The sequence below is a fragment of the Ktedonobacteraceae bacterium genome (genome assembly GCA_035653615.1).
Classification (GTDB): Bacteria; Chloroflexota; Ktedonobacteria; order Ktedonobacterales; family Ktedonobacteraceae; genus DASRBN01.
Genome location: DASRBN010000003.1, coordinates 154,160 through 168,757 on the forward strand (window position 1 = coordinate 154,160; position 14,598 = coordinate 168,757).

Here is a 14,598-nt window from a genome sequence, read left to right on the forward strand (position 1 = left end):
CACTACACCAGCCCGGGAAAAAAATCCTTTTTTATCTGTTCGCGCCCAACACGCATATTCCTGAGGACGTGTTCATATGCTCGCACCATTGCTGGAGGGCCGGACAGGTAAAATGTGCGCTCCTCGTAGTCTGGAACGGCTCTCAGAATCATCTGCTCGTTCAAGCGCCCTGTCAGGCCGGTCCAGTTGCGCGGGATCGCTTGTATGTTAGTCAGCGTGCAGAATACCTTGATGCCGAGTTTCGCCTGTGCCTCGCTTAAAATGTCCCTGTAGGCGATCTCGTCCGCCGTGCGGCTGACATAAAACAGCACGATATCGCGCCGCTGGCCGGTGTCGAGCAGGTATTTCAACATGCTGCGGTAGGGCGTAATGCCGATGCCACCGGCGATGAAGGCGAGCTTTTCTTCTGGGTCAGGTGGCAGCGTAAAATCCCCGGCAATCTGTCCGGCCAGGATGGTTGCGCGGGCATCGATGCGATACAGGGCCTGCTTGAATGTGCTGCTGTTTTCGTAGAAGCGCACTCCCAGACGCAGATTTTCCTCGGTCGGAGAAGATGCAAGCGTAAAATAACGCCGGTTGCCCCTGCTATCCGGTTTTGGGTGCCCAAGAGTGAACTCCATATACTGCCCTGGCCGGTAGGCCAGTTTTTGTGATGGTTTGAAGACGAATTCGACGATTTCCGGTGCGATCTTGCTTTTTTTGCGCAACTTGAGCGAAACCCTGAACTTGGGACTCACGATGTAGGAGTAAAGGTTGCCGATCACCAGAGCCACTTCGGGCGTGGAATAGACAGGCCCGATATGAATTTGCGGTATGAACAGGATACCTACGATAACGGCATAGATATCTTTCAGCAATTGTGTCGGCGGCGCTGTGAGCGGCTCCGTCAGCATGATCGCCGCGAAGAAAAAGAGGGGCGATTCGAGCAGCAGCAGCGGCAGTTCTTTGGTCAAAGCAAGCCCCTGCGTGATGCTGACGAAACACACGGTGAGCAGGGAAGCGCCAATAAAGAACAAGACCATTTCGCCCGCGCGCAGCTTGCGCACCAGCAGCGCTCCACCAATCAATACCACGGGCAGCATACTTGCGGTTCCCACCCACCAGCTGGCGGAATCGCCCAGCGCAAACGAGGTAATCACGACCGCAATCGCGGCGGGGTTAAAGATGTGCTTGTTGCGAAGAGAGAGAATATATTTGGAAGACATGGCCAGGATGGCGGCCCAGCCGAGAAAGGCCAGGCCACCCGCCGACGAGATGGGGTCAATGATCAGCGCCAGGATCAGGGCCGTGATATAGGCCGATTCGACGTTGGTTGGAACGGCGAAGATGCGCGCCAGGATCGTATTCGTGGCCCAGCACATCAGAACGAGGAAGGCGGTTGATACCAGCAGCGCGAGTGGCGAGAAGGGCAGCAGGTGAAAAAACGAAAGTACTTCCGCCACAGCAAGGTAGGCGATCAGCACATATAGCACCAGGCGGTACATAGTGATGCGATCCAGCAGATCATCAACGCGTGTTATCATCTTGCAGTACATACCTTTCAAAACCGGTGGTATAGGTTGCGCGTGCGGAGGCATCGATCATATATCCCTCAAACCCTGGCAACTCTTCGATAAAATAGATGCCCTTCTTTCCCATCGCGAAAGCAGCCGTGGCAAAGCGGTCGGCTTCATAGACATTGGGGCCTATAACCGTCAGGCTGGCAACGTCCAGCAGTTGTTGTCCTGGATGATGCGGATTGTAAATGTGCTGCCCGCGAATGGCCGTGCCAGACGTGGCAATGCCCTTATTTGTGAGCGCCAGCACTTTGACGATTTCGTTGCGATTGAACGGATTGCGGATGCCGATGCGCCACAGTCTCCCAGGTTTCCCATCTTTGTAGCCCGACACTTGCATATCGCCGCCGGCATCGATGTAGAAATGCTGAAATGCTGCTTCTCTCAGCATCGTCGCGGCTTGCAGGATGGCCCAGCCCTTGACGATGCCGGACGGATCGAGGATGCCGTTATGCTGGATGTCGAAGTAGCCGCCGGTTTCCTGCCGCGTCTGCTCGCTTAACGCCAGGATGGTCCGCATATCATTGCTATACTCTTCGGGGCGCAACTCGCCGCGGTTGATTTGAGAAATCTCGCTGTTTTCCTTGTAAGTGCTGAAGGTAGCATCGATGACGCGAAAATAGTCAAACACGCTGGCAATGTCGGCTTGCGTGACGCGAGCATCATCAATCTCGACTGTGATGGGCATACCCATGAGTAGCTGCAGTTGTCTCATCGCTTATGCTTTCGCCTGCGCAAGCGCGTCGGAGAGAGATTGAATGAAGGCCATGCTGGTATCGGTGGCGCCTGTAATAATATCGACATTGGCGCTCTGGGCCTGGATCGCCTCGCTCGTCAGTTCCGGGTCGGCGATACTATTGATGTAGACGGAGCGGCTGCGATCATTGGGATACTGCAAGAACTGCACGTCGGTAATCTTGCCGTTCTGAATGACGGCTTTGACCTGCACATTGCCCCACTGAGCATCGGCGACGCTGCCCGTGTAGGAACCGTCTTTGTAGAGCGCTCCTGGCGCCGGCGTCGAAGTGGTTCCCCCTGTCCCGCCTGCCGGAGGAGTAGAGGTTGAAGCGGGGGCCGTGGCGGAACTCGCAGGACGAGAGTCTACAGTAGAGGTCGGCACCTGCGCAATCAGACCGGCGCGACCATAGAGAAAACAATATACAACAAAGACTCCAATAATAACGACCGAAACAATGATTTTTTTCACCGCTATACACCCTCACACAGACACATACTAGCTGCCAACCTGATTATTCTCAATTGTAACATGAAAAGATCATCCTTCATCACCATCCATAAACATGAATATAGTGTAAGCGATGTGTATCAAATGGATTTCAGAAATATGTAAAAAAATTGTAAAGCCGCCTGTGGCTATGCCGGTTATAATGATCTTACCAGGTACTACTTTACCGGCCAAAAAGCGGAAATATGTTACAATTGTTCTATTAAAGTGTGCGATGAGTGCGCAAGAAAATAAAAACGGTAGAAAAGGAAGTTTACGTTATGCATTTACATGGGGGACACTTCAGTCCTGGCAAATATGCCATCTCTTTAGGTGCCATACTCAGCATATTCGCAGGCATATTGTTCGGGGTAGCTCCTGGCGCGGTGGCTGCGACACAACCGGCTGTGCGCGCGCTTAAAGCGGAGGATATGCAAAATCTTATTTTCATCTGGGCCAGTGGCACGACTACGATCCAGCAGCAGGCATCACAAATTTGCCGCTCCGAAACCATCTCAGCTCAGAATTGCGCGGCCATCAGCGCGGCTGTACGCGGCTCCTGGCTGGATTTGATGCAGGCAGACCCGGCATCTCTTGGAAGAATCGGCGCGCGAGCGAATCCGGCCGGTAGCACGCGGGTATACACCAGGCTTGCGGGCCAACTCTCTGCGCTGACACACGGCCAGGAGCCTCTATTGCTCGCTCAAACGCAACAGACCTTGCGGCAACTGGAAGTTGCTCTACAGGCGGCAAATGGTCAAGCGCAATCGGCAGGCAGTACGAGCTATACCGTCTGGGCGACTTCTTTCACACGGCAATCGTCGCTAGATAGTATCAATGCGAAGACCGGCCAGTACGTGGCCATGCCCGATGCCTATATCAAGTTCGCGAATCTGGGAGAAATCTCGAATATCCCATCGATTTACCAGCCGTTTTACGTGCCAAATGGCACAAAAACGAAGTGGTCGGTCAATATTTCCCTGCCGGACGGCTCAAAGCATATCGGCAAGGTGCGTATCACCGATGTAGGACCGTGGAACGAAGACGACAACTGGTGGGACCCGAACGGTGTCAGCTCGACGCCCCCGCCTGGCTGCCCCGTCTCTTCAAACCTGATCGCAAAAGACGCCACGAGCAATCCACTCGTCAACGGCATCTGCCCCGATAGCAAGAACCGCCGCAGGATGTATTATTACCTGCTCTACATGCATGCCGGCCTGCCATTCTATTCGGCCCCCAGCTATTCGCCGACAGGAAATTTCGCCGATGGCACCAACTGGCCGACTGCGCTTCCTCAAGGCTGTGCTGAGACCGTCGTAGCTTCACTCAATAATGACGGGATCACCTGTGGAGGCGGGCCGAGTGGCTATAATGCGAACAACGGTGGTTGGTTGCGCGATGGGACATATGATCAGGGCATTACCAACCAGTCGAGTATTGATCTGAGTCCTGGCGTCGATAAGGCCCTCGGCTGGACCTATCCATCGAGCGGCTTGATTAAGGTCAATGTGGGCGGATTGCCTTAATAAATCTAAAGCAGCAGTTTGGCCACGGCGCCGCAAACATGCTGCACAATGGCGTACTCGTCGTCAAGCGAGTTCTGGTCGCGCGTGTAGACGGATATGATGTAGGTCTGCCGGCCCATTGTCACGATGCCGGAAGTATTCATGGCCCACAACCCGTCGGGCGCGGGAACCCAGCCATCTTTCATCGCTACTGTGGCTCCCGCAGGCGCGGTGTCCCCCACCCCAATCTGCTGGTCGGATTCGATGTTCTCCATCAGGTAGAGCGCCAGCTGGCGGTCTTGTGCCGTCAAGATCGTGCCGTTCTGGAGCCGTGTAAGCAAGTTGACCATGGTCAAAGGCGTAATGAGGCTCCAGCCGAAAGCACCGGGATAGGGACTCAGGCCGCTGATACCTATTTGCTGCATATAGCTGGCAACTCCGGCCGCGTTGCCGTCTTCATTCGTATAAAGTGCCTCCGCCGAGTCGTTGTTGGAGTTCTCGATCATCGTCGTGAGCAGGTTCATTTCATTCGCATCCGGCTGGCGGCCCTGCTGCTCGGTCAAATTCAGGAAAGTGAGCATAATCGGTACTTTAATCGAACTGCCGGTGATGAACTGGGTATCGGCGTTGTAGGTGTAATAACGGTTGTTCGTTACATCGTAGACTGCTGCTCCCACGTTATCGCCAAAGCTGGCGAGGTAGGCGGCCAGGTCTGGCGAGAGCGCGTCGAAAGAGGCCCAACCAGGGGCGTTTCCCGGCGAGGCGAAGGTTATTGTGGAGGCCTGCGCCCAGCCGCTGCGCGTTTGTTTGTGAATAGCCCACTGGACATGGTACCAGAGCGTCCCATTGATCCAGGCGCTGTCGCCGGACGTTGTCAGGGGATAATGCTGTCCCATATGCGCGATGGCCTGACCGGTATCCGGCGTGTTGAGCAAGGTGACATTGCCTTGCGCCCAGATTTGCTGCCCGGCTGCCAGGGCGACGATGGGAGGGCCGAGCGTATTCAGGTAGTCAATGCCGGTATCCAGCTGCCGGATCAGGGGCTGGCCATTGTTATCGAGCGTATCTTGATCGAGCAATAGACCGTCGCGCCAGAAGAGCTGTACCATCATGTGATGCGTACCGCCGTTCTGCGTTATGGTAAAGGCAAGCGCCGCGGTAAGTGGAGGGCCGAAATCCGTTTGCCACCCATCGGGTGAGACGTCAGGACGATTGATATAATTCCAGAATGCCTGCGGGACAAGATGACCAACATCCTTTCCGCCGCGCGTGCCCCCACTGACAAAGATGCCCTGGCTCGTAGCGAGAGAAGGAGTGGCCGTGTGACCGGCGGTAGGGGCCGGCTGCATAAGATTGGGGTTGGTTGCCGCGCGCAGGTCAACATAGGTGAGCGGACTGCCCAGCCCGCCAACCGGCACCTGGCTGCCCACGGTCAGCAGCGATTGGAGCAATGGCAGGCGTATAATCCCGCTTTCAGGGTCGCCTGCGCCATTGACGATCAAATCGACCAGCGGATCATTCGCATCATGAACATGTTCCTTCTGGGGTACCGGCAAGAACAACGCGCCCGACTCAAAGAACTGAATCCAACCCCGATCGGTTGGGAAAGCAACCGTCAGCGCATTCCCCAGGTTTTGCTTCCCGTTATGACTGTCATAGTAAGGCTTAAAGAGGGTGGAAATGCCCACTTTCTGAGATGTCCCCGGCGCGAATTGAAAGTCAGGTGCTGTGACCTCTGTATCTCCAACCCAGTTGTCAGCACCATTCGTCGCCAGCGTTTTGCTCTCAAGTGGCGCAGCAGATGAGTTCTGCTGACCGGCAAGGCTACTGATGCTGGAATATGAGAGCATCATCACCACGACTAACATTAAAAGGGCAAGTAGCATGTTTTTGGAAATAAAGATGGAATGCGGAAAGCCCTGCTTTGCCTGTTTGTGTTCCTTCATTTGTTTGAAGCCCCCTCTAACACATAATTTTTGGACAGCAGAAGTCTGAGCGTTGTAAGGGCGGGAGTGGAGTTGAGGTGGTGCGGAGACCCTTGAGGTCACCTTCCACGAATCCACCACTCGTTTCGCCTGCTTGCTAACTTAAAATATAACAGAAAATCTCGAATAAGAGAACGGTATTCCAGCCAGGATCAGGGTGATTCAAAAGTCGAGAGAACAAGTGGCACATTCAGTAGGGACAGTGGCTGGTCCCTGTCTGTCCTCATCTCCCGCGCCGGACAAGCACCGGGCATTGTCCCTACAGCAGCAGATTCGGTCGTCAAAATTTATCAAAGTGCCTGTTGCCCATAACAAAATGCAGCCTGCCTGCACTATAATAGCTGTATATAAAAATGAGAAGGGAGTGATTGTATGACACAACAGCCAGTCCTTCATGGGCAAGGGATGCGCGAGCCATTTGTCCTTGCGCTGGATGTCGGCACCTCTTCGACGCGCTCGCTATTGTTCGATGCCGCCGGTGAGGCCGTGCGAGGTGTTCAGTCCCAACACACGTATCAACTCACACTGTCCGCTGACGGTGAGGTCTCGGTGGACCCGGATATGCTCGTTTCAACCGTTGCGCAGACGATTGACGAGGCATTGCACATGGCCGGCCCGCTGGCCGCGTCAATAGGCGCGGTGGCGATTGATACGTTCTGGCATAGCCTGGTGGGCGTCGATGCCAGCAATAAGGCCCTCACACCGCTCATCACCTGGGAAGATACGCGCCCCGGGCAGGTCGCCGCGGAACTTCGCCAGCAGTTGAACAACGAGGAGATTCATGCTCGCACCGGCGCCAGGTTGCACGCGAGTTACTGGCCCGCGAAACTGCGCTGGCTGGCAACAACACAGCCGGACCTGTTCTTGAAAGTAACGCAATGGATTTCTTTCGGCGAATACCTGCACCGCCAGTTCCTGGGGCATTCGGTCTGCAGCCTCTCTATGGCATCGGGTACCGGGTTGCTCAATATTCGCCAGCGCGATTGGGACCAGGAATTGCTCGACTTCCTGCACGTGCGGCGCGAGCAACTGCCCTCACTGGGCGATCTGAAGGATAGCGTGAAAGGGCTGGCCGGTGAGTATGCGTCGCGCTGGAAGACGCTAAACAATGTCCCCTGGTTCCCGGCAATGGGCGATGGGGCAGCTGCTAACGTCGGTTCGGGCGCGGCGACCGGTGATCGCTGGGCGCTCACGGTTGGCACCTCCAGCGCGATGCGTGTGGTTGTTTCGCCGGATATGACGAACATTCCGATGGGGCTGTGGCTCTATTTGTTGGATAAAAACCGCGGCCTGCTCGGAGGGGCTTTAAGCGAGGGTGGCAACGTGTTTGCCTGGATGAAAGAGACGCTGTGTATCCCCTCGTTGGAGGAGGCGGAGCCGAAGGTTGCCGCTCTACAGCCCGATGGGCATGGCCTGACGATCCTGCCATTTATTTCTGGCGAACGCAGCCTGGGCTGGCACGCGGAGGCGCGGGCGTCTGTGCTGGGCATCCAGACGGATACAACGGCTGTAGACTTCCTGCGCGCGGGCATGGAGGCGTTAGCCTACCAGCTTGGGGCGGTCTACGAAGAGCTGATTACGGCGTTGGATAGAAGCGAAGTGGCTCCCACTATCCTTGGCAGTGGAGGCGCGCTGCTGAATTCTCCCACGTTCCAGAGCATCATCGCCGACACGTTGAACGCGCCCATCTATCCCTCGTTGAGCCACGAAGCCTCGGCACGGGGAGCGGCGTTACTGGCGCTGGAAGCTCTCGGCGTTATATCCGATGTGGCACAGGTGCCATTGGACGTGGCGGCGCCAGTTCTTCCTGACCCCGAACGTCACGCCATCTATAAGCAGGGGGCCGAGCGACAGTGGAAGTTTTATCATTTGCTGTTGGGGTAAAACGGCCTCATCACAAGCGGGGGGGCAATAGCCACTTTAAAGGCGGAAACGCCTGCGCGACGGCGGCGTAGTGGTCATAATAGCCGCGCTGCTTCTGTATGCGGCCATCGCGAAAGGTAAAAATGCTCACGCCCTCGACGCGAAATGGCCGCGTTAGCCAGTGCTGGCCCAGTAAGGACGGTCGGCCCGAGGCTGTCCACTGCACGACAGCCTGCTCTTCGGCGAAAAAAAGGTTTAAGGGTTCGTATCGAATCGATGGCATATCCTGAAAGCGCTTGCTGAACCACTGCTTGATCTCACTATGTCCGGTGCGCGGTCGTTTCATACCAGAATCAAATAGTTCCGCGTCACCGGCATAGAGAGCAACAATGGCCGCCACATCATGAGCATTAAAGGCGCTGATCCAGCTATTTACCAGCAAGCGAAACGTCTCTCTGTCTGCAATTGCCATAATCACTCCTAATTGGGAAGCGCTCCCTGGCCGTATCATTCTGAGCGCAGCGAAGAATCCCGGCATCCCGGCGCAGATTCTTCGCTGCGCTCAGAATGACATGGAATATTGCCGGTTTTAGTCGTAAAACTTCATAATCGGCCCCTACAGGGGTTCTCATGCTCTTTTGCCTTTCGCTCAAGCCCTGACCTATTATATACTATGCACAAGATGCAGACCGAAGATGTTATTGAGAACGAACAACAAGATCGCTTTATCGACGAGGCCACATTCCATGGCGATGTAGCCTCTATCGAAGCGCTGTGGCAACGCGCCCCTATTGGCGATCTCGATATGCCACTCATAGATATCGGGCAGGGAGAGCCGCTTGTATTTGTTTCTATCCTCGAACATCTCGAATATGTGTATGCGCGACAAATTTCCGCTTTGAGCGCTGGCCGGCGCGTCATTACATATCGCAGGCAAGAGAGCCGGACGCGCTTCGTTGGGCTGGCAGAGCGTGCTGAAGAATTGAAGCGTGTGCTTGATAGTCTGGAACTGCAACGAGCCGATTTTATTGGGCATGGCGACGGAGCTATGGTGCTTTTTGAGTTCGCCGCGCGCTATCCGGCCCGCTGTCGCTCATTGATCATCATTGCCCAGGGGGCAGATTACCAGATCGCTCCGCATCCTTTCATCTGGTTGCTGCACGAACTGTTTCTGCGCCTGCCGGTTGAACATTTTTTGCCTGCCTGGTTCCTCCGGCGTATCGTGATCAATTATATCGTGTCCAATCGTCCGGTGGGGGCCGATAATGAACTTTCACCATCAAAATTGGGAAGCAGCAGTGAGTCGTGTCATTCTGAGCGCAGCGAAGAATCTGTGCCCAGGGAAACCAGGATTCTTCGCTGTGCTCAGAATGACACGATTGGGGCCACTCGGATTACCGAATTTGTTGGTGAAAACTCATTATCGGCCCCGGTACCACATTCTCATGATGGCGTCCCTCGCATGCTTCCCCAGCACCTGATCGAGGAGCAATTTCGCAAGATAGCGCTCTGGCCATTTGTGTACAAGTTCTCAGTTCTTCCTATCATCCACAATTTTGATATGCGGGAACGCCTGGCATCCCTCACCATGCCTGTATTTTTGATCAATCGCGCCAACGACGCGCTTTCTCCCGAAGCGAAAACGCGCTGGCTCGCCGAGAACTTACCCAACTGTGCCGGCTATCACGTCATTTCAGGAGGAGAGCGGTTCTTTATGTACGCGGAATCCGAGCTCGTTAACCGGCTCATAGAAGGGTTTCTCATCACTGTAAAAGAATCCAAATGAGACACAAAAGCGTATGAATGTAAGGGCGATCCTGGAGGTGGCCCTCCGGCCTGGTGAGTTTGAATGTAAATCCTGGCGAGAGTTCTATGGCCTGGCGTATCTATCATTGTAGGGGTGATCAGATGATGAATGCGATAAATCGATTCTCCATAAATCCGTATTCTATCCCTGGACGCCCGCGCGCAAAACGACGCGTAGTCATCACGGGCCTGGGTGTCCTGGCTTCCAACGGCATAGGCAAGGCTGATTTCTGGCAGGCCTGCCTTGCCGGTCAATCCGGTATCCGGCGTATTACACGCTTTGATCCGGGGATACTAACAACGCAGATAGCGGGTGAGGTGCCGAACTTCAACCCGCAAGCGCTTGGACTGACACAGGAAGAGAGCCTTTCTTATGATCGCGGTACGCAGTTTGCGGTTGCCGCCGCCAACCTGGCGCTCCACGATAGCGGCCTGTATGGGCAATTGAGCGAAGAGGAACGTGATACTACCGGCGTCTATATCGGTTCGGGAATGTCGCCGGCGGAAGAGGGAGAAAAAATATGGAGGGAGGTGACGGATTCCGGCGGCCATGCTCCTCTTGACCTCGTGCAGGATGCGCATTCCAACATGTTCATCATGTCATTTTTGCCCGCCTCTGCCATTGCTATCCACCATCGACTCTATGGCCCATGCACCGTCATCTCTACAGGCTGCTCATCAGGCTCGGATGCTATTGGACAGGCTTTCCGGGCCATTCAAGAGGGGCAGGTCGACCGCATGCTGGCAGGTGGCAGCGATGCCGGAATCTGTCTCACCGGAATGAACGCCTTTTGCATCATCAAAGCATTGAGCACGCGCAATGATGAACCGGAACGGGCTTCGCGTCCGTATGATGTGAAGCGGGATGGTTTTGTAATGGCGGAGGGAGCCGGGGTACTGGTTTTAGAAGAGCGAGAACTGGCCCTGGCGCGTAATGCGCACATCTATGCTGAACTGGTGACGTTCACCTCCAATAGCTGTGCCTATCATATGACCGCTCTTCCCGAGGATGGCGTACCCTTGCAACAGTTGATCCGGCAGGCGCTGCAAGAAGCCCAGATTTCCCCGGAACAGCTCGACTATATCAATTCGCACGGCAGCTCAACACCCTTGAATGATGTAGTTGAGACGGCCGCATATAAGACGGTCTTTGGCGAGCGGGCGTATCGCATACCGATCAGTTCCACCAAATCGCTCATTGGGCACGCGCAAGGCGCCGCGAGCGCTATTGAAGCGATTATTACAGCCCTTGTGCTAGAATGGCAGAAGATACCGCCAACCATCAATCTTGAGTACAGCGATCCACGTTGCGACCTGGATTATGTGCCCAATGTAGCAAGAGAGGCTGTTGTGAATGTCGCGCTGACCCATTCCAGCGGCTTCGGGGGCGTGAATAGTGCGCTTATCCTGGCGAAACCAGGCTGGCTTGATGAGCAGAGATGACAGGTATGGAACATCATACAACTCGGCGCGTGGTTGTTACAGGACTGGGCGTCATAGCCCCCAACAGCATTGGTAAGCAGGCTTTCTGGCAGGCTACCAGCAACGGTATTTCTGGCATCAAGCGTTTCCAGCGTTTTTCTGACGCTGATTTGTCAATTCAAGTGGGCGGGGAAGTCTCGAATTTTGCCCCTGAGGATTACATTGAACACAAACTGGCGGACCGTACCGACCGTATGACGCATTTTGCCCTGGTTTCTGCGCAGGAGGCGCTCCAGGATGCAGCTATTGAAATGACGCGCGAGGACCCCTACCGCGTAGGAGCGGTGATCGCGAATACTTTTGGTGGTACGGAATATGCCGTGGAGCAGGTGAATAACTTATATACACGCGGGCCGCGCACGATGAGCGCCTTTACCTCCATCGCGTGGCTCCCGGTCGCCAATGTTGGCCAGGTATCCATCCGCTACAATATTCGAGGATACTCTAAGGTGACATTGAATAATACTGTTGGGGGCCTGGACGCATTGGGGCTTGCGTATATGGCCATTCGACGCGGTGAAGCGGATGTAATCATCGCCGGGGGAGCTGAGGCCCCGCTACAACCATACATGTTACTCGTCCTCTCTCATAGCAACTTCTGTGCCAGGGGAGATGATCCACAAGCCTATCGCCCGTTTGATCGACGCGCCGCCGGTTTCCTGCTCGCCGAAGGAGCCGGTATGTGTATCCTGGAAGAGTACGAGCATGCACAACGACGTGGCGCATCAATCTACGCGGAAATCGCCGGCTTTGGGCAAACCAATGATCCGCACGCATTGGAACAGGCTCCTACAAGTAGCAGGCAATACGCGCGCGCACTGAGCCTTGCCATGCGAGATGCGCAATTGTCGCCACATGAAATTGGCTACTTCAGCCTTGATGGGCGCGCTTTGCCCATATTCGACGCAAGCGAAGCAGAAGCCCTGCACTCGGTATTTGGTTCCGAGATTGCAAACATAGCCCTCAGTGTTCCGCGGACGATGCTCGGTCATAGCTTCGCCGCAGCAGGCGCGCTGGATACCATCACTGCCATACTTGTGCTTCAACACGGTATTGTTCCACCGACCATCAACTGTGAGGAATTAGATCCCAGCTATGGTTTAGACCTTGTACGTGATGAACCTCGTACATTGACCGGGACAGCCGCTCTCGTTGGTGGGCGTAGTCTCACAGGCGTCAATGTCGTTCTGGCCCTGAAACGCCTTTAGGTGTTGCCGGAAAAGTTCGTAATTGGCCCTCGTCCAATAGTTGATGCGAGTTGAGGTGATACAATCCTACATGATGCATCAGGAAATGATCGACATAAAGCAATATGTTTCCGTAATCATCGTTGGTGCGGGACCGACCGGACTCACTCTGGGCAATTTGCTTGGCCTGCAGGGCGTCGATACCCTGATTCTCGAACGCAATCCTGCTCTGAATGACTTTCCCAGGGCCATCGCCATTGATGATGAGGGCCTGCGTGTTTTACAGGCGGCAGGACTGCTTGAACCTATGCTACGACACATACTGTTGAATGTCAGCGCGCACTATGTCTCAGGCAAACGCCTGTTCGCCCGGGTCGCTCCCACAGCCAACAGGAATGGCTTCCCGCTCATCTCGACCTTCCACCAGCCGGAGTTCGAAGCTATCCTGCTCGCGGGCCTTAAACGCTTCACCTGCGTCGATATTGCCTTTCAACATACCGTTGAAACTTTCGAGCAGAGCACGCAAAACGTTGCTGTGACCGTTCGCGCCCCTGATGGAAGCCTGAAAACAATGCGCTGTGCCTATCTTCTGGCTTGCGATGGCGGCAAGAGTTCGATACGCAAGGCGCTCGGTATCCCCATGCAAGGCTCAACGTACTCACAGAAATGGCTGGTCATCGATTCCATTCAGGATGAGCAACCCTCCACGACGATTACGTTTTTCTGCAACCCGCGGCGTCCGGCGGTCACCGTACCTGCTCCGCAGCAGCGCAGGCGTTGGGAGTTCATGCTACTGCCAGGCGAACAAGAGGCGAAACTGTTGCAGCCGGAAACAATTCGAAAGCTCATTGTAGGGGTGGGAGCGGCCGTGGATGAGGGGAAGGTACCTTTGAGGTCGCCCTCCATCTCCCCTATGGCGGATGAGGGGAAGGAATCCTTGTGCCTATCCGTAATGGGAACTCACAATCCGCAGATTACTCGCCAGGCAATCTACACCTTCCATGCCCTGCTCGCTAAAACCTTCTCGAAAGGGCGCGTCTTTCTGCTGGGGGATGCCGCGCACCAGATGCCACCATTCGGCGGCCAGGCTATGAACAGTGGATTGCGCGATGCCCATAATTTGAGCTGGAAACTCTCCCTTGTTTTACAGGGCCTGGCAAATCCTTCCCTGCTGGATACCTACAACGTCGAGCGCCGGGAGCATGCCGCGCAGATGATCAGGCTCTCCAGATTCGCGGGTAGTATCGTCATGCCAATCTCCAGGCCGGTCGCTTTCTTACGCGATATCCTATTTCTCGCTCTCAACACTATACCCGCCATCCGCGAATATCTTACAGAAATGCGTATTAAGCCGCAGCCACGATATAAAAAGGGCTTTTTTCTGACCAGGGCTGATGAATCGGCGGTGGGCATGGTGAACCAGCCCCTACGCGGTATGGCCGATGAATCGGCGGTGGGCGCGATCAATCGGGCCACACGCCGTGTGGCCGCCGTAGGCCCCGATTTATCGCGGGCAGCGCCGATTCATCGGCCCATGGCAGGTCTTATGCTGCCCCAACCCGAAGTTACTACCCTGCAAGGCGACAAAGTACTGCTAGACGAGGTGCTTGGACCAGGATTTGCTCTCTTGCGTTATCTCGATGCATTGCAGGAAGATGCGTTAAATGCTTTCCCTGACCAGGAAATCTGGACAGAACTCGCTATCCGGCGCATTGGCGTATTGCCGGCCAGATCATCCGAACCCGCATCTGTATCATTATCGCCTGTTTCCACCCAGATAATCCTTATTCGTTCGGATCCCTTGAGTATTTTTCTCAGGCATAACCCTGATCTCTTCCTCCTGGTGCGCCCTGATCGCTATATCTTCGGTGCATTTCGATCAGGGCAGGCGGCGGCTTTTGCGACTGCCTTTCAGAGAATGCTTCAGGCAAAAGATGTGAGGGATGGATAACGACTCTTGTGGCCGTTATCCATCCCTCGCGAACTGTA

General features: G+C 55.0%; 11 protein-coding genes. 6 read left to right on the top strand and 5 right to left on the bottom strand.

Annotation, left to right across the window (positions count from 1 at the left end; genetic code table 11):
* Positions 1-2: 2 nt before the first annotated feature.
* Genes VFA09_02175 through VFA09_02185 form a run of 3 tightly spaced genes read right to left on the bottom strand, consistent with a single transcriptional unit; the run spans position 3 to position 2,763 of the window.
* On the bottom strand, positions 3-1,523 hold the full coding sequence (locus VFA09_02175; protein ID HZU66059.1) for an oxidoreductase: 1,521 nt from the start codon (positions 1,521-1,523) through the stop codon (positions 3-5).
* On the bottom strand, positions 1,507-2,271 hold the full coding sequence (locus VFA09_02180) for an FAD:protein FMN transferase (GenBank protein HZU66060.1): 765 nt from the start codon (positions 2,269-2,271) through the stop codon (positions 1,507-1,509). Before VFA09_02180 ends, VFA09_02175 begins: the two co-directional genes overlap by 17 nt.
* 3 nt (positions 2,272-2,274) lie before the next feature.
* The gene (locus VFA09_02185) at positions 2,275-2,763 is read right to left on the bottom strand and encodes an FMN-binding protein (protein ID HZU66061.1); all 489 of its coding nucleotides are present in this window, start codon (positions 2,761-2,763) and stop codon (positions 2,275-2,277) included.
* Positions 2,764-3,062: 299 nt separating this feature from the next.
* On the opposite strand from VFA09_02185, the gene VFA09_02190 reads away from it, so the two are divergent.
* Positions 3,063-4,307 (top strand): hypothetical protein, encoded by a 1,245-nt coding sequence (locus VFA09_02190; protein HZU66062.1) that lies wholly within the window; start codon positions 3,063-3,065, stop codon positions 4,305-4,307.
* 5 nt (positions 4,308-4,312) lie between these two features.
* Here the strand turns inward: VFA09_02190 and VFA09_02195 are convergent, their stop codons facing one another.
* Positions 4,313-6,232, bottom strand: coding sequence for a serine hydrolase (locus VFA09_02195; GenBank protein ID HZU66063.1), 1,920 nt, complete (start codon positions 6,230-6,232; stop codon positions 4,313-4,315).
* 411 nt (positions 6,233-6,643) lie between these two features.
* Here VFA09_02195 and VFA09_02200 point away from each other — a divergent pair, with 411 nt between their 5' ends.
* Complete coding sequence (locus VFA09_02200) at positions 6,644-8,155, top strand: gluconokinase (protein HZU66064.1); 1,512 nt, start codon at positions 6,644-6,646, stop codon at positions 8,153-8,155.
* A gap of 10 nt (positions 8,156-8,165) precedes the next feature.
* Here VFA09_02200 and VFA09_02205 read toward each other — a convergent pair whose 3' ends face one another.
* On the bottom strand, positions 8,166-8,606 hold the full coding sequence (locus VFA09_02205) for a nuclear transport factor 2 family protein (protein HZU66065.1): 441 nt from the start codon (positions 8,604-8,606) through the stop codon (positions 8,166-8,168).
* 210 nt (positions 8,607-8,816) lie between these two features.
* On the opposite strand from VFA09_02205, the gene VFA09_02210 reads away from it, so the two are divergent.
* The 4 genes from VFA09_02210 (at position 8,817) to VFA09_02225 (ending at position 14,560) form a co-directional block, all read left to right on the top strand.
* Entirely contained in the window at positions 8,817-9,920 is a 1,104-nt protein-coding gene (locus VFA09_02210) for an alpha/beta hydrolase (GenBank protein ID HZU66066.1), read from the top strand.
* Between the two features lie 122 nt (positions 9,921-10,042).
* Positions 10,043-11,383: a beta-ketoacyl-[acyl-carrier-protein] synthase family protein gene (locus VFA09_02215; protein ID HZU66067.1), complete on the top strand. Its 1,341-nt coding sequence runs from the start codon at positions 10,043-10,045 to the stop codon at positions 11,381-11,383.
* Positions 11,384-11,388: 5 nt separating this feature from the next.
* On the top strand, positions 11,389-12,630 hold the full coding sequence (locus VFA09_02220; protein ID HZU66068.1) for a beta-ketoacyl synthase N-terminal-like domain-containing protein: 1,242 nt from the start codon (positions 11,389-11,391) through the stop codon (positions 12,628-12,630).
* A gap of 70 nt (positions 12,631-12,700) precedes the next feature.
* On the top strand, positions 12,701-14,560 hold the full coding sequence (locus tag VFA09_02225) for an FAD-dependent monooxygenase (protein ID HZU66069.1): 1,860 nt from the start codon (positions 12,701-12,703) through the stop codon (positions 14,558-14,560).
* Positions 14,561-14,598: the final 38 nt, after the last annotated feature.